General features: G+C 61.2%; 16 protein-coding genes and 1 pseudogene. 7 read left to right on the plus strand and 10 right to left on the minus strand.

The window, feature by feature from the left end; all coding sequences use genetic code 11:
* Positions 1–60: 60 nt before the first annotated feature.
* The 3 genes from RHEC894_RS30730 to RHEC894_RS30740 all read left to right on the plus strand — a co-directional run bounded on the left by RHEC894_RS30730 (position 61) and on the right by RHEC894_RS30740 (position 2,173).
* A complete protein-coding gene (locus RHEC894_RS30730) occupies positions 61–423 on the plus strand; it encodes a hypothetical protein (protein ID WP_085740411.1) in 363 nt (120 codons plus the stop codon).
* 68 nt (positions 424–491) lie between these two features.
* Complete coding sequence (locus tag RHEC894_RS30735) at positions 492–1,373, plus strand: MBL fold metallo-hydrolase (RefSeq protein ID WP_085740650.1); 882 nt, start codon at positions 492–494, stop codon at positions 1,371–1,373.
* A 26-nt stretch (positions 1,374–1,399) separates the two neighbouring features.
* Positions 1,400–2,173 (plus strand): aminoglycoside phosphotransferase family protein, encoded by a 774-nt coding sequence (locus tag RHEC894_RS30740; RefSeq protein WP_085740651.1) that lies wholly within the window; start codon positions 1,400–1,402, stop codon positions 2,171–2,173.
* 14 nt (positions 2,174–2,187) lie between these two features.
* On the opposite strand, the gene RHEC894_RS30745 is transcribed toward RHEC894_RS30740, so the two are convergent.
* Positions 2,188–3,231, minus strand: a complete 1,044-nt coding sequence (locus tag RHEC894_RS30745) for a magnesium and cobalt transport protein CorA (protein WP_085740412.1) — start codon at positions 3,229–3,231, stop codon at positions 2,188–2,190.
* A 140-nt stretch (positions 3,232–3,371) separates the two neighbouring features.
* Positions 3,372–3,475, minus strand: a pseudogene (locus RHEC894_RS33980) (DUF4272 domain-containing protein); the annotation flags it as partial.
* 230 nt (positions 3,476–3,705) lie between these two features.
* Between RHEC894_RS33980 and RHEC894_RS30750 the strand changes: the two are divergent.
* Complete coding sequence (locus RHEC894_RS30750; protein ID WP_085740413.1) at positions 3,706–5,586, plus strand: HAMP domain-containing methyl-accepting chemotaxis protein; 1,881 nt, start codon at positions 3,706–3,708, stop codon at positions 5,584–5,586.
* Between the two features lie 71 nt (positions 5,587–5,657).
* On the opposite strand, the gene RHEC894_RS30755 is transcribed toward RHEC894_RS30750, so the two are convergent.
* The 5 genes from RHEC894_RS30755 to RHEC894_RS30775 all read right to left on the minus strand — a co-directional run bounded on the left by RHEC894_RS30755 (position 5,658) and on the right by RHEC894_RS30775 (position 13,808).
* Positions 5,658–7,109, minus strand: coding sequence for an NCS1 family nucleobase:cation symporter-1 (locus RHEC894_RS30755; protein ID WP_085740414.1), 1,452 nt, complete (start codon positions 7,107–7,109; stop codon positions 5,658–5,660).
* 140 nt (positions 7,110–7,249) lie between these two features.
* On the minus strand, positions 7,250–8,401 hold the full coding sequence (locus RHEC894_RS30760; protein ID WP_206427950.1) for an alpha/beta fold hydrolase: 1,152 nt from the start codon (positions 8,399–8,401) through the stop codon (positions 7,250–7,252).
* A 186-nt stretch (positions 8,402–8,587) separates the two neighbouring features.
* Positions 8,588–11,659: an efflux RND transporter permease subunit gene (locus RHEC894_RS30765; RefSeq protein ID WP_085740415.1), complete on the minus strand. Its 3,072-nt coding sequence runs from the start codon at positions 11,657–11,659 to the stop codon at positions 8,588–8,590.
* Positions 11,656–12,738 (minus strand): efflux RND transporter periplasmic adaptor subunit, encoded by a 1,083-nt coding sequence (locus RHEC894_RS30770; protein ID WP_085740416.1) that lies wholly within the window; start codon positions 12,736–12,738, stop codon positions 11,656–11,658. The genes RHEC894_RS30765 and RHEC894_RS30770 overlap by 4 nt, the downstream gene beginning before the upstream one ends.
* Positions 12,735–13,808: an efflux RND transporter periplasmic adaptor subunit gene (locus RHEC894_RS30775; protein WP_085740417.1), complete on the minus strand. Its 1,074-nt coding sequence runs from the start codon at positions 13,806–13,808 to the stop codon at positions 12,735–12,737. The genes RHEC894_RS30770 and RHEC894_RS30775 overlap by 4 nt, the downstream gene beginning before the upstream one ends.
* Positions 13,809–13,917: 109 nt before the next feature.
* Here RHEC894_RS30775 and RHEC894_RS30780 point away from each other — a divergent pair, with 109 nt between their 5' ends.
* Together RHEC894_RS30780 and RHEC894_RS30785 are read left to right on the plus strand one after the other, a co-directional pair.
* Positions 13,918–14,550, plus strand: a complete 633-nt coding sequence (locus RHEC894_RS30780; RefSeq protein ID WP_085740418.1) for a TetR/AcrR family transcriptional regulator — start codon at positions 13,918–13,920, stop codon at positions 14,548–14,550.
* Between the two features lie 166 nt (positions 14,551–14,716).
* The gene (locus tag RHEC894_RS30785; RefSeq protein WP_085740419.1) at positions 14,717–15,757 is read left to right on the plus strand and encodes a LacI family DNA-binding transcriptional regulator; all 1,041 of its coding nucleotides are present in this window, start codon (positions 14,717–14,719) and stop codon (positions 15,755–15,757) included.
* 15 nt (positions 15,758–15,772) lie between these two features.
* Here RHEC894_RS30785 and RHEC894_RS30790 read toward each other — a convergent pair whose 3' ends face one another.
* The gene (locus RHEC894_RS30790) at positions 15,773–16,804 is read right to left on the minus strand and encodes an AraC family transcriptional regulator (RefSeq protein ID WP_085740420.1); all 1,032 of its coding nucleotides are present in this window, start codon (positions 16,802–16,804) and stop codon (positions 15,773–15,775) included.
* A 227-nt stretch (positions 16,805–17,031) separates the two neighbouring features.
* On the opposite strand from RHEC894_RS30790, the gene RHEC894_RS30795 reads away from it, so the two are divergent.
* Positions 17,032–18,183, plus strand: coding sequence for an ROK family transcriptional regulator (locus RHEC894_RS30795; RefSeq protein ID WP_085740421.1), 1,152 nt, complete (start codon positions 17,032–17,034; stop codon positions 18,181–18,183).
* Positions 18,184–18,429: 246 nt separating this feature from the next.
* Here the strand turns inward: RHEC894_RS30795 and RHEC894_RS30800 are convergent, their stop codons facing one another.
* Together RHEC894_RS30800 and RHEC894_RS30805 are read right to left on the minus strand one after the other, a co-directional pair.
* Positions 18,430–19,476 carry a carbohydrate ABC transporter permease gene (locus RHEC894_RS30800; protein ID WP_206427956.1) on the minus strand — a complete coding sequence of 349 codons (1,047 nt, stop codon included), beginning with the start codon at positions 19,474–19,476 and terminating at the stop codon, positions 18,430–18,432.
* 13 nt (positions 19,477–19,489) lie between these two features.
* Positions 19,490–20,476 (minus strand): sugar ABC transporter permease, encoded by a 987-nt coding sequence (locus RHEC894_RS30805; protein ID WP_085740423.1) that lies wholly within the window; start codon positions 20,474–20,476, stop codon positions 19,490–19,492.

The raw sequence follows: 20,476 nt of genomic DNA on the forward strand, positions 1-20,476 counted from the left end.
GCTAAAAGATGCCCTGACTGTTTCGCATCCAGAACCTATCGGGCGGTTGAGAACGCGACAATGCTTCGATCAATACTCCTCACTGTCGCCCTGTCGGCTTGCGTGACATGCCTCGCCTCCTGGAGCATCGACACCGATCGCTCGACACCAGACAAGCACGGGCTCTTCGAAATCCGCGAAGAGGCCAGGCACTTCATCGCTCAGGAGAACGCCAAAGGCCGCGATCAGTGGGACGTGCTGGACCCCAATGCGAAGGTGCTGGTTCCCCGCTGCGCGGTCCCGCTCCAGGCGCAATGGACACCGAAGAGCCTCGGTCGCTCGCTACCCAGCGTGATGGTGATATGTACGGCCGCCGCGCCGAACGCCGTGATGAGGCGGTGGGATGTACATGTGCCGGTGCGGCAGAAATCTGCCCGTCCTTAAAGGAAGGCGATCCCGCAATATTTGATGTAGTGATGAAATCCGCGCAATTGCATGAGAGGTTGTCGGACGTGAATCCATCAGTGGAACTGTGCTCCCATCCCGAACTCGACGAGCGGATCGTGATTGTCCGTGCCGGAGACGAAGTGGATGCCGTATTTGTCAGGACCGAGAGGTTCAACGTCCTCATCGATACGCTCGGCACGCCCGAGCTTTGCCGGACGGCGTTGGTCCTGCTTGAAGATAGGGCCGGGGATCGTCCGCTGATCGTCGTCAATTCGCACATGGATTGGGATCATTTCTGGGGGAATGCCGCTGTTGCCGGGCGCGCTCCGATCATTGCGCATGCCGCGGCGCTCGACCGTCTGCGCGATCCCGCGACACAGCAGGTTTTGAAGAACAAGGTGCGCGAGGATTCGCGGTTTGGCGATGTCGAGCTCATCGCCCCCGATATCACCTTCTCCGGCTCGATGGTCCTCAACGGCGGCAATCTTACGCTCGAGCTCATCCATACGCCGGGACACACGCCCGACCATGTCGCCATCTGGATTCCCGAACTTCGCATCTGTCTCGCAGTCGACGCGGTGGAATATCCTGTCCCCGAAGTCTGGAGCAGAAGTGCCGAAGACCTTCGCCTGATCCGTTCCTCGCTGGAGCGGATCCGCGACCTCGACGCCAGGCTGGTCATTCCCGCGCATGGCCAGACGTCTTCGCCTTCGACTGTTATGGCGAACCTTGCCTATTTCGACGCCCTGGCCGCCCGGGTTGAGGGATTGAGCGAAACGCAGCTGGCGGATGGACAGCTCAGCCGGTCAAACGGTTTCCGGCTTGACGATTTCGTCGCCATTCCTGCGGGTACGCCCTCGGAGACGGTCACGTTCTACCGGAGCTGCCATGAGACAAATCTTGGCGCCACGGTTCAGGCTCATTTCGAAAAGTGCAAACGCGCATAGAGGACGGTATGCGGGGAGACAATGGCGTGAAACCGTTGGAAGGCGGGCGAACCGGACAGATCTGGCGCGACGGCGATACCGTCATCAGACCATCAGGCGCGTGGACGCCGACGGTGCATCGGTTCTTGCGGCATCTCAGGAGCAGAGGCTTTGCGGCGGCGCCGGAGCCAATCGCCATCACCGGGGAAAACCAGGAGATCGTCAGCTACGTCTCCGGGCGCGTCTGCGAAGACTTGGCGGATCCATTTGTCGGATCAGAGACGATGCTGCTGTCTGCGGCCAGGCTTCTGCGGGATTTTCATTCGGCATCTGAAGGATTTCTGGCAAGGGATCAAGAGGTCCAGACATGGATGCTGCCCCCGCAAGAACCGCGCGAGATTGTCTGCCACGGAGATTATGCGCCTTACAACCTTGCCACAGCAGGTCATCAGGCTGTCGGGATTATCGATTTCGATACGGCCCATCCTGGTCCGCGCCTGTGGGATCTGGCCTATGCGGTCTATCGCTGGGCGCCCTTGTCCGATCCCTCCAATCCCGGCGTGATATCGGGCCTCGACGAACAGCTGCGGCGAGCGGAAATCTTCTGCACGGCCTATGGCACGACGGCAGAAGAACGGCGCCAGCTCCCGGAGATGATCTGCAGGCGGCTGCAGGCGCTCGTCGATTTCATGCAGGCAAGGGCCTCGGCCGGAGACGAGACCTTCGTGGAGGACGTGGCCGCAGGCGACGCGCAGCTGTATCTGAGCGATATCGGCTATATCCAGAAATATCGAGATCGGCTGCTGAAAGCGCTCTCCTAAGCCGCCTGCGAAAACTAGAGCCACTTCCTCCGGCGGAAGAAGCCGAACAGCCCCAGACACAGCACGGCGATGACGCCAAGCACGACGAAATAGCCATATTGGGTTTTCAGTTCGGGCATATCGCTGAAATTCATCCCGTAAATACCGGCGATCGCGGTGGGAACGGCGAGGATTGCCGCCCAGGCGGCGAGCTTACGGGCAATCGCCGTCTGTTCCGTCTGGCCGATCATTACGCTCGCCTCGAAGGCGAAAGCGAGGACTTCGCGCAGAGCGTCGATATCTTCCTGTACCCGGCGCACGTGATCCGTCACATCGCGAAACAGCGACTGGAGCGTCGGGTCCATGCCGGGAAGATCGATGTGTTCATATCGCCGGCAGACGTCGACGAGCGGCACCACGGCATTGCGCAGGCGCAGCAGCTTGCGCCGCAACAGGTAAAGCCGCTCGATATCGGACTTTCCCAGCTGTTCGCGCAGCACCAGATCCTCGAGCTTCTCGACCTCCTCCTGCACGACTTCGATGACAGGCATGTAGTTGTCGACGATGAAATCGAGGATGGAATAAAGGATATAATTTTCGCCGTGAGCGAGCGCCGTCGGGGTCGCTTCACATCGTTGCCGCACCGCCAGATAAGAGGACGAGTCCCCATGGCGAACGGAGACCACATACCCGCGGCCGACGAACAAATGCGTTTCGCCGAAGACGATTTCGCCATCCTTCATATGGGCGGTGCGGGCAACGATGAACATCGCCTCACCATAGATCTCCAGCTTCGGGCGCTGGTGGGGCTGCGCCGCATCCTCGATCGCCAGGGGATGCAGATTGAATTCGGCCTGAACCTGGTGCAGCAGCACCTCATCCGGCTCGTGCAGGCCGATCCAGACGATGGCGTTCTCCCGGCTGCGCCATTCCCCGGCCTCCTCTATCCTGATGTCGCGGATGCGCTGCCCATGCTGATACACGGCGGCAGCCACCACGCCCCGCCGCTCATGCGGCAGCGATGCAGAGCCGCTGCCGGCCTGCGGGGAAACACTGTCCAGATCCTTCAGCTGTTCCAAATCCTGCCGTCCTCCCACTCCCGCGCGGACAGATCCGCCACCGACGCCGGCTACGCGTTGCGCCGATCATAATGCTATTTCGTAAAACATGCATCCGCTTCAGTACGGGTGCTGAATGAGAATACCCCTGCCCGGCGACATCAGCTATCCGTGGAAATATCGCACCAGTCCTGATCCATGTAGCCGATTAGCCAGTTGAGGGCGTAGTCCATTCGTAGACCACGCCCTTGTCCAATCCGGCCGGCGAAGGGCGGAAAATATGCGTCTGATCATGCCTCACTCATTTCTCGTCTCTGGCGACGGATCGATAAACATTTCCTGCGTTATCGGGATATGCCTTGCGCAAAAACGGCCTCGCTTCTGCGCGAAGGTGGTAAACGGCATTTTACCCATTGAGCAAATCGTTAAATTTTTTTTGTTAGAAAATGCCTCATCGGTCCGGCCTGAAGCCGGAGGTTCTATTGAGGACTTTCAATGCGTCGCCCAAACATCAAATCCAGTTTGCTGTTGATTTTCAGTGTCATAGCCATTCTTTTCGGCGTTGTCGCCTACCTCGCGGTCGACGGTCTTCGCAAGACGAACGGCTCGACCGAGGAAATCGCCACCGACTGGCTACCGAGCGTGCAGGCCTCGCAGGCAATCAATCTCAGCATGACGAATTTGCGCCTCGCTTACCGCGATCACATCATCGCACAGTCGGAGGCGGAAAAGAAAACACGCGAGGACGCCATCAAGGTCGCCGAGGATGCGATTCGCAAATCGGCAGACGCCTATCTTCCACTGGCTTCGTCCGATCGGGAGCGCGACTTGATCAAGACGATCAAGGAAAGCGTTGAAGGCTACATCTCCAGCAGCTCGCAGCTTCTCGTCCTTTCGCGCGCCAACAAAACCGAGGAAGCCGGCCAGTATCTGGGCGGAGAGATGCGCTCTTATTCCGACAAGCTCAAGGAAGCTACAGTCGCCCTGGTCGAATTGAACGTCAGCGGCAGTAAGAAGGCTGCCGACCTCAGCGCGGAGACTTTCGACTCCATAGAATTCTATCTGCTTGCAACGATCGGTGTCGCCGGATTGCTCGTTCTCGGCGCTGTCGCCTTTGTGCTGACCGCCATCGCCAATCCGATTACCGGCATCACCGCTTCGATGCGGCGGCTGGCCGAGGGAGACACCGGTTCGGAGATCCCCTTTGCCGACCGCGCCGACGAGATCGGATCGATGGCGGGCGCGGTGGAGATTTTCCGCCAGGCCGCCATCAAGAACAAGCAGATGGCACTGGAAGCCGAGGAAAATCGCGGCCGGGCGGAAGCCGATCGCCTCGATGCGCAAAGGCAGGCGGAAACCGCTGCATCGGAGCGGTTGCGCATCGCCACCTCGGGTCTTGCCGCCGGTTTGAAGCGGCTCGCCGCAGGTGACCTGGCCTTCCAGCTCAACGAGGCCTTCGCCCCCGATTTCGAGGCGCTGCGCCATGACTTCAATCAGTCCGTCACCCAGCTCGGTGCAACGCTGAGAGCGATTTCCGAAAGCATCGGCACGATCGACGAAGGCACACGGGAAATCTCCTCAGGAGCGAGCGATCTTTCAAAGCGCACGGAGCAACAGGCAGCTTCGCTGGAAGAGACGGCGGCCGCACTGGAAGAGATCACGGCGAACGTATCGAACTCCAGCAAGCGAACCGAGGAGACCCGCACGGTGGCCACCGAGGCAAATCGCAGCGCCGGGGTCTCCGCAGAAGTCGTTTCCCACGCCGAAGAGGCGATGGAGCGCATCGAGACCTCGTCGCAGCAGATTTCCAATATCATCAGCGTCATCGACGAAATCGCCTTCCAGACCAACCTTCTCGCACTGAATGCCGGCGTCGAAGCGGCAAGAGCGGGCGAAGCCGGCAAGGGTTTTGCGGTCGTCGCCCAGGAAGTGCGCGAACTTGCCCAACGCTCGGCAAGTGCCGCCAAGGAAATCAAGGGCTTGATCCAGAACTCCTCCAAGGAGGTGGAAAGCGGCGTCAAGCTGGTGCGCGACACCGGCCAGGCCCTGAAGACCATCGGCGGCTTCATCACCCAGATCAATCACCATATGGATTCGATCGCCACCTCTGCGAAAGAGCAGTCTATAGGACTCAGCGAAGTCAATGTCGCGGTCAACCGCATGGACCAGACCACGCAACAGAACGCCACCATGGTGCAACAGTCGACCGCCGCATCCGATTCACTCGCTCAGCAGGCCCAGACGCTTCGTGAACTTATCGCCCAATTCAGGCTTGACGATGCGGCCAGCCAATCGTCCGCCCTTCGCTCGACGGCGAGAACGATGGCGCAGCCCGCGCCGCGTCCAGCCATGCACGCGGTTGCCGCACGCCGCTGATACAGACGACTTAGGTAAACCGCTCATGAAAAGGCGCCCGGCTATTTGCCGGGCGCCTTTTATTCATTCGGTCACGACGCGAACGCCGGATTGCGCCGCGCGCCCATTCTCAGAACAAAATAGATCGCCCCACCAATCCCGACGCCGAAGAACCAGCCATAGGTCCCCCACCAATCCGGCAGGATGCTGGTGAAGGTCGGCAGGATCGACGAGAACAGCGCGCCGACCACAAAGGCGATGAAGGCATTGCCGTGCCAACCGTTCTGGAATCGGAACTCGCCATTCTCGTGATAGAGCGCCTCGACGTTCAACTGGCCCTTCCGGATGAGGTAGTAGTCCACCATCATGATGCCGAAGATCGGCCCCATCGTCGACCCGATGAAGTTGACGAAATGCGCTGCACCCGTCTCCCAGGGGGCAAACGGATAAAGCACCAAAGCGATCAAGGCGGCGATGTATCCGCCGCGTTTGAAATTGATCTGGCGGGGGAAGACATTGGCGAAGTCGAAGGCCGGCGAAACGAAATTCGCCACGACGTTGATGCCGAGCGTTGCAATCGCGAATGTCAGTGCCGCAAGCAGCGCCAGGAACCAGCTGTCGAATTTCGCCGATATCATTTCCGGATGCAGCAGGACCTCGCCATATACGGTGAAGGCGGCCGTGGTCGTGACACCCGCGACAAGGCAGAACGCCAGGAGGTTGATCGGCAGGCCCCAGAGGTTGCCTTTGCGCAGCGCCTTTTCGCTCGTCGCGTAACGCGAGAAATCGCAGAAATTCAGATAGAGCGCTGCGAAATAGGTGATCCAGGTGGCGGCCACTGCGGCAAGTGCGGCAAACGAGCCGGGCTCGCCCGGCACACCGGCATCCTTGGTCTTCTCGATCAGCACGTCGCGCGGGATTTCCGAACCGAAGGAGAAGGTGCCCGATTTGACGACCAGATAGACGGCCAGGATCAGCATCATGATCCAGACGGCGGGACCGGCCCAATCCTGGAACTTGCGAACCGTTTCCATTCCCCGCTGGATGATCAGCAACTGCAGCGCCCAGACGATAACGTAGCAGATGAGTTCGAGGGTCGAATGACCGAGCATATGGCTGTTCTGGTGGAACGCGAGCAGGCTCTCGTTCCTGATCAGCAAGGCGACGATGGCGCCGGATGCGGCGGCGGTCTGCGCGCCGTACCAGAAGCAGGCGACAACCGCCCGGACCAGGGCCGGAACGTTGGCGCCGAACGTGCCGAAGGAGGCGCGCGCCAGAACCGGAAAGGGCACACCCGTGCGCACACCCGCATTGCCGACCAGGCTCATCAGCAGGAAGATGACCAACGAGCCGATTCCGATGGCGATGACGAAGTTCACGAAGCTGCCGCACAGCAGGAACAGGCTCGCCGCCAGATAGTAGCCCCACAGGCTGTGAACATCAGATGTCCAGACGTTAAAGATACTGAACGCACCCCATTTGCGCTCCTCGGCGGGTGCAAGATCCTCGTTGTATAACGAGGGAGACGGATTTCGAATGCTCATGAATGCCCTCCCATATCCCCAGTGGCCGACTCGACCACGGACGGAAGTCTGCGCCTCATTTAGGCATCTGACAATTTAATAGTCACATTGTACACAATGTTGGCGGCCGCCTGTACAGATGTGCCTGAGCGTGCTCGCAGCTATTGGGCGCCGACGACCCGTCCGGCCAGGCGAAACGGGCTCGCGACTGCGGCACCGGCGGCATCGAAGACGAAGGCGCCGACATCGCCGGCGGTCGCGCGTCTGCCGCTCTCGAAGGAGGCAAGCTGCGCTCCGAACTTGGCGAGTGACGCGTATCGGTCATGGCCCAATCCATCGGAGGTCTTGATGGACGTGATGTCGATGACCCGAAGCCTCGCCTTCAAGGCCGCCTCCTCGATGACGGGATCGTCAATATCGAGGCGCCCGACGCGCGGCCGCTCGCCCGCTATGAAGCTCGAGGCCACGAGCGCCCGGTCGTCCTTGGAAACCAGAAGGGAGATCGGCATCGGCATCGGACCGATATCCTTGAGCTGCGAGCGGAAGACGTCGACGTCGATGTCGGGGGCGGCGAGCACCACCGCCAGCTTGCCGATGACGGCGTCGCGATGCTGCAGCTTGAGCTCTCGCACCGTCTCCATGACGAGGAACCCGCCCATGCTGTGCCCGAACAGGATGATGCGCTTCACCTTGGCCGATGCCGCGAGCGATGTGACGAGGGAATCGAGTTCGCTGCGCGAGGAAAGCGCAGCGTCGCGGTCGGCGACATATCCGGCGACGGATGCGGCCGAAGGCCAGGAAAACAGGATCGGAGCGCCCGGGAGCTTCGCATCGGCGGCGATCTGGGCGGTGCGGTAAAGCGCCTCCTGGTAACTGTAGTTGTAGCCATGGACGAAGATGCCGACGGTGCCGTCGGGCTGCACAGAGGCGAGCGCCTGCTGCACGAAAGCATCCCCAGGCAGTTGCTTGCGCTCGATGACGGCAAATTGCCGTTCCGGATCCGGCTTCGCCTTGGGGTAGGTAATCACGGTATCCGTCCTGCCGGGAGGAACCGAGAACGCGTATTGCTCATAGGTCAGTTTCTCGGCCGATGTGCTGCCGAAGCCGCCCCGCACGCTATCGGGAGTTCTGTTGGTCGCGACGAGCACGCTCACCTTGTCCGGAGCCGTTTGGGAGGAGGCCGGCTCGCTCAGATGAACCGGCGTCAAGACCTCAGGCGATGGCCGCGTGGCGCAGCCGGCAAGCATCGCCAGGCCGATGGTGACGATGATCGCCGGCATTGCCCTTGGCAGGTCTCGGAAATGTCGCTGCATTATCGCTCCGTTTTCCTTCGAGCCAGACGCTCTCCTGCGTGTGGCTCTGTCCGCGTCATCATTCGCCATGCCGTTTCCGCGCCGGTGCGAGACGGCATCGCCTGCGCCGTCCCACCCGTCTTGCCGCCGCCCGCGTTGCAACGGCCGCCGCAACGGCCGCAGGCGATAGACGGCGAAGCCTGGTCCTCATGCGTCTGCCGAGGCTTCGGCCCGAACACTTTCATCCCTGGGGATTCTGAACCACGCGACATAGAGTGCCGGCAGGAACAGCAGAGTGAGTGCGGTGCCGATGACGATGCCGCCCATCATGGCGTAGGCCATCGGCCCCCAGAAGATCTCGCGCGAGATCGGGATCAGCGCGAGCGTGGCGGCGGCCGCCGTCAGCATGATCGGCCGCATGCGGTGTTCGGTCGCCTCGATGACCGCCTGCCATGGCGCCATCCCTTCGGCGCGCAGATGCTCGATCTGCACGACCAGGATAACGGAGTTGCGGATGAGGATACCGATCAGCGCCAGCACCCCGAGGATCGCGACAAAGCCCATCGGCGCATTGCTCAACAGCAGTGCCGCGACCACGCCGATCAGAGCCGTCGGCGCCACCGCAAAGACCAGGAACAGGCGGCTGAAGCTCTGCAGCTGGATCATCAGGATCGTCGCCATCGTAAACAGCATCAGCGGAGCCACGGCGGCGATCGGCCCCTGGGCCTCGGCGCTGGACTCGACTGCACCGCCGATTTCCACCTTGTATCCCACAGGAAGGGCCTTCTGGAACTCCTCCACCTTCGGCTTCAGCTGTTCGACGATGGTAGCGGGCTGCGTCGGCCCGATAACGGCCGCTTTGAGCGTGATTGTGGGTTGACGGTCACGACGCCAGATCGTCGGCTGCTCCAGCTCGTAGCGGAAATTCGCGACCGCCGAGAGAGGAACAACCTTGCCGTTCGAGGTGGAGAGCTGCAGATTCTGCAGCGTCTGGACGGAATCGCGCTCGGATTTGCTGGCCCGGCCGATCACGTTGACGAGGTAGATATCGTCGCGAATCTGTGTCGCCGTAGAGCCTTCGACGATGCCGTTGAGGGCGGTGGCGATATCCTCGGAGGAAACCCCGAGCTGCCGCGCCTTGTCCTGTAGCACATCGACCTTCACCACACGGGAGGGCTCGTTCCAGTCCAGGACCATGTTCGACAGCAGCGGATGTGTGCCGACCACACCGGCAAATTGCTGGGAGATGTCGCGGACCTTTTGAATATCGGGACCGCTGATCCGGTACTGGACCGGCTTGCCCACCGGCGGGCCGATATCGAGAAGCTTCACGAAGGCGTCGGTGCCCGGGAAGGTTTTCGTCAGATAATCCTGCAGTTCCGCCCGCACCTTGTCACGCACGTCGAGGCCTTTGGTGACGATGATGGTCTGTCCAAAGGTGACATCGGGCGTCTGCACATCGAAGGACAGGATGAAGCGCGGCGCGCCCGCCCCGACATAGGTCGTCCAGTGGTCGATATCCTTGTTGTCGGCCAGTATCTCCTTTTCGAACTTCGCCATCTGCCTGTTGGTCTCGGCGATCGAGCTGTTGTGAGGCAGATTCCAGTCGATGACGAGCTCGGTTCTGTCCGAGTTCGGGAAGAACTGCTGCTGCACCAGCCCCATGCCGCCGACCGAAAGAGCGAAGACGCCGACCGTCAGCACGATGGTGATCCAGCGCCAGCGCATCGCAAGCTTTAAAAGCCAGGAGAACACGGAGGCGAAGCGTCCCTTCTTCTCGTGGTGCGACTTCATGGTCTTCGGCAGGATGGTGACGCCGAGAAGCGGCGTGAACAACACGGCGACGATCCAGGAAACAACCAGCGAAACCGCAATGACCACGAAAAGCGTAAAGGTGAATTCGCCGGCGGCGCTGCTGTTGAGGCCGACCGGGATGAAGCCCGCGACGGTGACCAGCGTCCCGGTCAACATCGGGAAAGCCGTCGATGTATAGACGTGGGTAGCGGCTTTTCTCAGGTCGTCGCCCGCCTCCAGACGGGCCACCATCATCTCAACGGCGATCATGGCATCGTCGACGAGCAGGCCGAGCGCAATGATAAGCGCGCCGAGCGAGATACGCTGAAGCGAAATGCCGGAATATTCCATGACCACGAAGGTGATGGCGAGCACGAGCGGAATGGAAATCGCCACCACCATGCCGGCACGGGCACCGAGGCTGATGAAGCTGATGACCAGTACGATGACGATCGCTTCAAAGAGCGCGCGGGTAAAGCCCGAAACCGCTTCGTCGACGACGGCCGGCTGATCGGAAACGCGGTGGACATCCACGCCGATCGGCAGATCGGCCACGACGTGCTTCATCTGCGCGTCGAGCGCCTCGCCGAATTCGAGCAGATTGGCGCCCTGCTTCATGCCGATGGCAAGCCCGATCGCCGGCTCGCCGTTAAACCGGAACAGCGACGACGCTGGATCCACATAGCCGCGCGTGATCGTGGCGACGTCGGTCAGCGGGAAGAAACGGTTGTTGATTCTGAGGTTGATCGACCGCAGGCTTTCCTCGGAGGTGAACTGTCCGCTGACCCGCAAGGCGATACGTTCCGGCCCGGCATCGCCGAAGCCGGATTGCGTTACGGCATTCTGCGCCTGCAGGGTCTGGATGACCGACTGCTGGTCGATCCCGAGGGCTGCGATCTGACGTGTGGAGAATTCGAGATAGATCGCCTCGTCCTGAGCGCCGATGACATCGACCTTGCCGACATTGGGCACGGTCAGCACTTCGGAGCGGGCGTTTTCCACGAGGTCGCGAAGCTGCCGCTGGGTCAGGCCGTCACTGGTAAAGGCGTAGATATTGCCGAAGACATCGCCGAAGCGATCGTTGAAGAAGGGACCGACGACACCGCTCGGGAAATCGCCTTTGATGTCGGCGATCATGTTGCGGATGCGCAGCCAGGTCGGCGCAACGTCCTTAGCCTTCGTCGTCGGCAGCAGCTCGACGAAGACGGTCGTCTGGCCGGCAACGGTCTCGCTTTTGGTGTAATCGAGCGATTCCAGTTCCTGCAGCTTCTTCTCGATCCTGTCGGTCACCTGCCGCGTCACCTCGTCGGCGGAGGCGCCGGGCCATTGCGCGGTGATCACCATCGTCTTGATCGTGAAGTTCGGATCTTCCTCACGGCCGAGGTTCAGATAAGAGAAGGCGCCGGCGAGAATGAAGACGATCATGAAGTACCAGACGAGCGAACGGTGTTCGAGCGCCCAGTCGGAAAGATTGAAGGACTTCACTGGCTGATCTCCTGGTCGATCCTGATGGCCTGGCCATCTTCAAGTTTATGCACGCCTGCCACGACCACCTGTTCTCCGGGAGCAAGCCCTTCGGTGACGCGGACAGTGCCGCCGTCGACGACGTCGCCGTCGATCTTCACGCGGCGGAGCGTCACCTTCTTGGCCGGCACGTCGACGATCCAGACGCTCGGGCCTTCGCTGCCGGCAAGGATTGCCGAGGAAGGCAGCACGATCTCGGGATCGGCCGCGATGGTTGCGGAGGCTGTGATGACCGCGCCGAGCCGGAAGGCTTCAGGCGGATCGGCGAGCGCGATCTTGGTCCTGCTCGTGCGAGTGGCGGTTTCCGCCTCCGGCGCGATCTCGCGCACGACCCCTGTCGTGCGGATCGAAGGCTCGAGCTGCAGGGTCACTTCGAAGGGCGCACCGATCTTCAGTTTCTGGGCGGCGGCCTGGGGCACGTCGACCACCGCGTCGCGCTTGTCCGGCCGCGCTATCGTGACGACCGTCTGGCCGGCCGAGACGACCTGGCCGACCTCCGCCGAGGTCGCCGTCACGACGCCATCGAACTCCGCCTGAAGCTGGGCGTAACCGAGCTGCTCCCTGGCCTTGTCGAGATTGGCCTGCGCCTTGGCGACCGCGGCTGCGGCCGTCCGTCTCGCCTGTTCGGCCTCTTCGAGCGAGGCTTCTGTGCCGGAGCGCGATTCCACCAGCGCGCGCTGGCGTTGCTCCGTGGTCACCGCATTCCTGAGCTGGGCATCGCTGTTTTCCACGTCGGACTGGGCGTTGCGCACGGCAAGTTCCAACGCCAGCGGATCGATTGCGGCAACAACGTCACCCTTTTTGACGATGTCACCGACATTGACGTTGCGGGTGATCATCCGCCCGAGAATCCGGAAGCCGAGCTCGGTCTCGATCGTCGGTTCGATCGTTCCGGTCAGGCCGAGGCTCGAAGCAGCGGTCTGCTTGACAGTCGTCGACAGCACGGGACGGGGCGCTTCATCCTTGCTTTCCTCCTGCTTCGTGCAAGAGATCAGGGCCGTACCCATCATCAGTGCGATTATCTTGGGACGAATACTCACTTGGAAGCTTCCTTGACATAAGACACGATTTCAGCGGGCCTGAGGAATTGGGTCCCCTCGGTCACCACGACCTCTCCTGCCGACACACCCGACTTGACGATGAAGCTGCCGGTTTCGTAGCCGGCGACGTCGATTACCCTCACCGAAACCGCAGAGGATGCGGGATCGACGATCCAGACCGCCGGCTTGCCGTGCTTGGAGGTGATGGCCGACCAGGGCAGTTGAATGACGTCCTGCGCAGCGTAATTGAATTTCCCCACGACGGGAGCGCCGAGCGGAATGGGGGCGTCGCTCGACAGCGCGACCTTCACCTTGACGGTGCCGGTGGAGGAATCGATCGTCGGTGAAATCTCGCGAACCTTCGCCGTGATCTTCTGCGCCGGGTCCGACAGAAGGTTCACCGTTCCGTCGCCGTCGATCGGGCGCAGGAATGCGCTTTCGACCACCTCGAAAACGGCGTCCCGGCCGCCGTCATGGGCAAGGGTGAAGACGACCTGGGCGGCCTGCGCCACTTGCCCAACCTCGGCATTGCGGGCGGTGATCATGCCGTCGGCGTCGGCCTTCAGCTCCGTATAGGTCAGAGTGTCCTGCGCGGTCTCCAGCAGCGCCTGCGCCGACTTCGTCGATGCCTGCGCGGTCAGAAGCGCCTCTTGCGCCTGGTCGAGCGCGGCGCGCGTCGTTACCTGCGTTCGAAACAGGCTCTGCTGGCGGTCGAATGCGAGCTGAGCCTGGGTCTGCTGCGCCTCAGCGGACTGAAGATTGGCCGCCGCCACATCCAGATCGGCCTTCTGCTCTTCCGGGTCGATACGTGCCAGAACCTGCCCGGCCTTCACCGATTGCCCGACGTCGACCAGCCGCTCGATGATCTTGCCGCTGACGCGGAAGGACAGATCGGTCTGGACGCGCGCCCGGACTTCTCCCGTAATTGCGCCGCCCTGAACCAGCGGCTCAGATTTGGCGACGACGACGCCGACCTGCCGCGCGGCAGGTTTGGTCGGCCCTTCCCCATCGCTGCAGGATGCGAGACCGGCGGCGCATACGATCGCTGTGGCGACCAGAATGGTTCTCATAGTTGACCTCTTGCTCTCAACGGCAGGTGCTATATAATTGACTGACGGATTAGTCAATGAAACTTTTGCCGCGGGGACGAGAGCGGGCAACAAGGGAGGCGAGGCACGAATGGCAGCACAGAAGAAACTCACGCGCGCGGAACAGAAGGCGCTGCGCCCCTTGCAGATCCTCGATGCGGCATTCGAGGAATTCGTCAGAAACGGGTTCGCGGGAGCCCGCGTCGACGACATCGCCGACAGGGTCGGCGTCACCAAGGGCACGGTCTACGTCTACTTCGAAACGAAGGAAAAGCTCTTCGAGGCGATGATCCGTCACTTCTCCGTCCCCTTCGAGGAATTGCTTGCGATCACCGCCGGCCTCCGCGGCAGCGCCACCGACAGACTGATGTCCATTCTCGGTCTGCTCTACGACCAAATTGCCGAAGATCGCACGACCCGGGAGTTGACGCGGCTCGTCATCTCGGAGGGGCAGCGGTTCCCCGATCTGATCGATCGGCACCATGATCAGTTCATCGCGCCGATCATCGCCAAGATCGACGCCCTTATCCTGGAAGGGGCGGCATCAGGGGAATTCCGCGAAATTCCGGTCGAATTTTCCGATCTCGTCGTCGCGCCCATCCTGACGACCACGGTTCTGCGGCTGATATTCGACGACCGCCGTGTGCCCACCCCCAACAAGGAGGCCTTCCTGCGGAGCTATTTCGACCTGCTGTTCAACGGCCTGCTGGCAAAGTCTCCCTGATTGCTAATGCCCCGCAATCGTCACTCGTTTGCGGCAGTGCTGCAGCCGTTTTCGGCGAAAGAGGAAAATAGGCTGCAGCGCAAGTAGCTTTTTTGAAGTCTTTATGTGAAAACATTGAGTTAGCTTGTGCCTTCGTAGGCACGACCCCAATTCGCGACGGAATAAAGTGGAACGCAAAGTCAATCTCAAGGATGTCGCGCGCGACGCTGATGTATCGCTGAGCACGGCCTCGCACGCGCTGAACGGTACCGCGCCGCTGACGCTCGAAGTGCGCGAAAGGGTGCTGGATTCGGCCAAACGCCTAGGTTACCTGGATCGCCGACGGAAGAAAGCGACGATTGCGGCGCTGCGTGTCCTGCTTCTCGCCATTCCAGACGATGCCGCGCCGGAAAGCGACCTCAACCTGGTGAGCTGGACGATCCTCAACGGCCTCAGAAAGGAATGCGAACGCCGCGGCATCCGAATCGTGCCCTTCGTCAGCACCGGCCGGCGCATCGACGGTGCCCAGGTCAGGCAGATCGCCCTCATGGAGCGTGCCGACGGCATCGTCGTCCTGAATGACGATCAGCCGGAACTGATCCGCAGCCTCGCCTCCCCCGATATGCCCGTTGTCATTGTCAACGGCGAGGATCCGGCGATGCTGGTCGATACGGTGACACCCGAAAACCGCTTCGGCGCTCGGCTCGGCATCGAGCATCTGCTGGCGCTCGGGCATCGCCGCATCCTGCATCTGACCTGGAAGGGCCGCACAACGATCCAGCGCCGATATGACGGCTTTTCCGATGCCTATTTCGCCGCACAGCTTCCTATGCCCGACGACATGATTCTGGAGGCCGAGGGATATGAGCCAAAGCACGGCGAGGCCGCCATCAATGCGCTGCTCGACCGCGATTCCAGGATGAAAGGCGCCACCGCCGTCTTCTGCGCCGCCGACAATCTGGCGCTCGGCTGCCTGAAGGCCTTGGCCGATCGCGACATACGCGTGCCCGAAGCGATATCGGTGCTGGGCTTCGACGATATTGTCCCCGGCGAATTCAGCCGCCCGCCGCTTTCAACGGTCAGCGTTCCCACCGACAAGCTCGGTGCCGCCGCCTTGGCGCTCATCGAACAGAGATTGATCGCCAACGACCCGCAACGGCCCGCCCATCGCCTGGAGCTCGGGTGCCATCTCGTCCTGCGCGGCAGCATCGCACCACCCCGCCTCTGAAAGATCGCGCCGCGCTCAGCGCGGCGAACTCTCCGCCCGCAGGCGTGTATCGCGCGGGCTTTCTCCGAAGGCACTGCGATAGATCGCGGAAAACCTGCCCGGATGAAAGAAGCCCCACGTGGTGCAGATGTCGCGAAGGGTCTGCTGGTTGAAGGGATCCCGCAACTGGTCGTGAACGGCTTTCAGCCTGATCGTGCGCAGATAGGCGCCAGGCGACGTTCCCCGGAAGGCTTTGAAGCCCGTTTGCAGCGCGCGCAGTGAAATCCCGACTTGATCAGCAACCATCGACATGGTGAAAGGCTCGGCGATATTGGCGTGCATATAGTCGATGGCGCGCCGGACATGCCACGGTGCAACCGCCGATACTTTCTTCTTTTCGAAATGGCCGGAGAGACGATGATGGCCAAATCGAATCACGAGGTCGGCGAGCGTTTCGCTCATCGTCGATACGGCCAGCGGCGAGGATAGAAGCGGACCGCCGTTGCGCATGCCCTGCACGACGGTTTGCGCGAGGTTGCCGATAAGCCGGCCTGACGGCGTTGCAAGATCCACGACGGGTTCCAAATCGATCGAATCGAGGGTCGGCGTTTCCAGGAGAGAAAAAAGCGTTCGCCTGACGACCTTCCAATCCAGGAAAAGAGCGTCCGAACAGTGCTCATCGCCTTGAACCACCCGATCACCGGCTTGGTGATTATTGGCCATGAGAATACGACCCGCCCCGCCTTCGACCGTCCGATTCCCGACAGTCAGGCGAAAAGATCCTGAGTGCGGAATATAGAACGCAAGGTGTTCCGGGGTTTCATCGAGCGTTCGAATCTCCCAGGAGCTCTGAAAAACCGAATGAACCGCGGTCAGCGTTCCGCTTGTCCTCAAATCGGTCGCCCAGGCAAAGTTTCGCTCATTGTGCAGCGGCTTCGCACCAAAGACCCCATAGCCCGTGGTAAAGGCTTGCACCATCGACTCAAAGTCACCGCCTTCATGAGTCGGCATGAAGCCGTAGTCACGTTCGCGCGGATAAGCCGGTTTCTGAGATCTCAACCATACCATGCAGCTCGGTTCTTCTCCTTCTTCATGCCCGCCGATCCCGCCGCGCTCCTTATCTTCTCGGATATAGTCCCCTCGTCTCCAGGAAATACCGTCACCTCGGCTGGCTTGGCCGACTTCGATGCGGTAAGCAGGACTTACAAATTGGGGACTGACCCTCGGTTTGACAGAAGCAAAGCATTTCCCTCGGCAGGTTTCACACCTGCAGTGTAAATCAAAACGATCCGAAAATGAAGTACGTCCCTCTCAATCATGTTGCGACGCAATTCTTGCGGGATACGCAACCTGCGCGCGTTGCCTCCCGCAATGAGCGGGACCTTTTGCGGCTGATCTGGAAGTCGCCGGGGATCGAACGCTCCGACCTGACCGAGCCGCTCGACCTCACCCAGCAATCGCTGCACAGGATCGTCGGACGGCTTCACGATCGGGGAATGATCGTCTTTTCCCCATCGGAAACCCGACGCCCCGGACCGCCCAGTCCCGAGCTTAGCCTCTGCAGGGATTGGTGTTTGACGCTCGGCATCTCCGTGAATGTCGGTTCGATCGGCCTTTGCCTCATGGGCTTTGGCGAACCGTTGGAAAACATGGAAATTCCGCAGATCGGATCGTCGCTCGCCGCGGAGATGGCGCGGATAGAAGCGGCGGCCGAAGAGCTTCTTGCCCGTCGGCATGCCGAGCGACGCGATATTCTCGGCGTGGGGCTGGCCGTTGCCGGCCACCGCATGCTGGACACGGCCTTCAACTGCCCTCTGCCGCTTGCTCATTGGTCGTTGATCGACTTGGCACCCGTGCTTGGAGAGCAGCTCGGCCTGCCGGTCTGGGTAGACAACGTGGCCAGAACCGCCGCTTTGGCGGAAGCGATTTTCGGCGTTGGCCGCGATGTCGCGGATTTCGCCTATATTGCGCATCTTCACGGCTATGGCGGCGGCCTCGTTTCCGGCGGAATGCCGTTTCGCGGCAGTTTCGGCAATGCCGGCGAATATTCGGTTCTTTTCAACCGTCAGGAATACGACGATCGCCCTGCGCTCAGCCTCCTGCTTCAACATCTTCATACCAAGGGTCGCTCCGACCTGACGCTGGCGGACTTGAAAAACGAGGCTTTGGTGGATTGGGACGGCGTTGCGGAATGGGTCGACCGCGTCGCGCCGGCACATAATCGAGCCATCAACGCGATCTGCGCAGTCTTCGACCCGGCCTTGATCGTGCTAGGCGGCGGGTTTCCGCATTCGCTGGCAAGAATGCTTATCGACCGGACCGAATTCAACAATCTGCCTCGGCACGGCGTCCTGCGTGACGTCCCCAGCCTTGCGGTGGCTGAGGTCGTCGATGCCCCAGGCGCCATCGGCGCGGCCTTGGTCCCGCTCTTCGAAACGGTTTTGTGACACAATGAATTCGCAGTCACAAAACCCTGCACCGCTTCATGAATGGATGTCGATCGCCCGGCCGACAAGCCGAAGGACCGCTGAATCGAGCGGCTCAAGCGATCGGGCCTGAACCGCTCTTCTCCGAAGCGCGCCGCACGAACCGAGTTCTTTACGGCGCGCTTCAGCGGCGCGTGAGACGTGGAATGCGGTTCTTGGACGCTTGGGAGGAGGCCTCCGCGCCTCGGAATTACGCGCCGACCTCGTTTACTTCATGCCGGTTCCGGCAATACCTGTGGTGATGTACTTCTGCAGGAACAGGAAGACGGCGGTGACGGGCAGCAGGCTGAGGAAGGTCATCGCCAGAATGTAGTGCCACTGCACCGAGAACTCTCCCTGGAAGGCGTTCAAGCCGACCTGCAGCGTGAAATTCTCGCGGCTGTTGAGAACGATCAGCGGCCAGAGGAAGTCGTTCCAGCGCCAGAGCACCGAGAAGATTGCCAGCACCGCGAGCGCGGGCGCCGTCAGCGGCAGGATGATACGCCAGAAGATGCAGAATTCGCTCGCCGCATCGACGCGCGCCGCCTCGATCAGCTCGTCGGGTATGGTCAGCATATATTGCCGCAGCAGAAAGACGGCCGTCGGAGAGGCGATCGTCGGCAGGATGACGCCCCAGAGATTGTCGGCAAGCCCGACCCCGACGATGACGAGATAGGCAGGGACCATGACAACGGCGAGCGGGATCATCAGCGTCGAAATGATGATGACGAAAACCGTCGTGTCGCCGCGAAATTTATATTTCGACAGCGCAAAGGCGGCCATGGCATTGACAACAAGCGTCAGAAGCGTCGCGACCACGGTGACGAACACCGAATTTTTGAGGAAGGTCAGGAAGCTGAAGCGTGTCAGCGGATCGGTGTAATTCTCAGTGGCGACGGTCAGGTGCTGCACCGGCGTGATCCCCTTCACGTCAACGCTGACCGGCGGTCCCGAATTTGCCGGATCGACCATCTGGGCCTTGAGGCCGATGCGCCGAACCATCGCCATTTCGCGTTGCTGACCGTCGATGGTGACCTGCCAGAGACTGAGCGGTTTGTCGAAGCCGGGCACGGTCTGCTCCACGGCGGCGCGCGGCAGCAGCGTCGGCGGAAAGCGGGTAATTTCGGCCGCCGGCTTCAGCGAGGAGAGGCCGGCCCAGAGGACCGGTAGGAGCACGGCGAGCGTGCCGCCGATCAGCCAGACCCACGACAGGATGTCGGTGATGTCGATGCGGCCGGCTCGGCGGGTGCGCGTCATGAAGCGGATCGGGTTCATAGAGCTGTTCATCTCAGGACTCCATTCGCTTGCCGAGGCGCAGCTGTATGAGGGTGAGAACCAGCAGCACCAGTCCCATGAGAACCGAGGCGGCCGAGGCAAGGCCGAAGAGGCGCAAATCGCTGCTGAACGCCATCTGGTAGATATATTGAACGATGAAGCTGTTGGCCGTGCCCGGGCCGCCGCCGTTGGTCAGAACCCACGCCTCGTCAAAGATCTGCACGGACTTGATCATCAGAAGGATGAAGACGACGAGCAGGTTCGGCGCCAGCAGCGGCAGCGTGATCCTGAACAGGGTGCGCCGCGGCGAAGCGGCATCGATGGAGGCCGCCTCATAGAGTTCCTTCGGGATCGCCTGAAGGCCGGCGAGCAGGATGAGGGTGTAAAAACCCATGTGGAACCAGACCGACACAACAACGACGAAGAAGCGCGACCAGCCGACATCGAGCAGGAAGATCTCCGGCGGCACGCCGACCATCTGAAAGAAGGCGTTCAGCAGCCCGTTGCGATCGAGGAACCATTTCCAGATCAGGCCGATGACGACGGGCGACAGCAGGACGGGATAGAAGAACATCGCGCGGAAGAAGCCGCGCGCGAAGATCGCCCGATTGAGGATCAGCGCCGTGATCAACGCCACCAGCAATGTGGCGGTGACGTTCAATGCCACGAACCAGAGCGTGTTCCACACCGCCGTCCAGAACAGCGATTCCTGGCAGGTTCCAGGCTGCAGGTAATTGCCGCAGGATAGCAGGGCGCGGAAATTGTCGAAGCCGACGAAGGGCCGCTCCGAGACGAAAAGATTGGTGCCGCCGGTAAAGGCGTAGCCGACCGCGATCGCAATCGGAAGAAAGGTGAAGATGGCGAAGAGAACGAGGTTCGGCGCCAGGAACATCCAGGGCATACGCTTGCGGCCGAAGATGCGCTCGAACGCATTCATCGGAGCTTCGACGACCCTCATCGCCGTCTCGCCCGCCTGGGAGAGCAATGCAACAGCCGCCAT

It is taken from the genome of Rhizobium sp. CIAT894 (genome assembly GCF_000172795.2).
Taxonomy (GTDB): domain Bacteria; phylum Pseudomonadota; class Alphaproteobacteria; order Rhizobiales; family Rhizobiaceae; genus Rhizobium.

Bases quoted from the DNA above. Each gene is read 5' to 3' on its own strand.
- RHEC894_RS30730 (WP_085740411.1), top strand. From the start codon at position 61: ATGCTTCGATCAATACTCCTCACTGTCGCCCTGTCGGCTTGCGTGACA.
- RHEC894_RS30750 (WP_085740413.1), top strand. From the start codon at position 3,706: ATGCGTCGCCCAAACATCAAATCCAGTTTGCTGTTGATTTTCAGTGTC.
- RHEC894_RS30755 (WP_085740414.1), bottom strand. From the start codon at position 7,109: ATGAGCATTCGAAATCCGTCTCCCTCGTTATACAACGAGGATCTTGCA.
- RHEC894_RS30760 (WP_206427950.1), bottom strand. From the start codon at position 8,401: ATGCAGCGACATTTCCGAGACCTGCCAAGGGCAATGCCGGCGATCATC.
- RHEC894_RS30775 (WP_085740417.1), bottom strand. From the start codon at position 13,808: ATGAGAACCATTCTGGTCGCCACAGCGATCGTATGCGCCGCCGGTCTC.
- RHEC894_RS30780 (WP_085740418.1), top strand. From the start codon at position 13,918: ATGGCAGCACAGAAGAAACTCACGCGCGCGGAACAGAAGGCGCTGCGC.
- RHEC894_RS30790 (WP_085740420.1), bottom strand. From the start codon at position 16,804: ATGGTATGGTTGAGATCTCAGAAACCGGCTTATCCGCGCGAACGTGAC.
- RHEC894_RS30795 (WP_085740421.1), top strand. From the start codon at position 17,032: ATGAAGTACGTCCCTCTCAATCATGTTGCGACGCAATTCTTGCGGGAT.
- RHEC894_RS30800 (WP_206427956.1), bottom strand. From the start codon at position 19,476: ATGAACCCGATCCGCTTCATGACGCGCACCCGCCGAGCCGGCCGCATC.
- RHEC894_RS30805 (WP_085740423.1), bottom strand. From the start codon at position 20,476: ATGGCGGCTGTTGCATTGCTCTCCCAGGCGGGCGAGACGGCGATGAGG.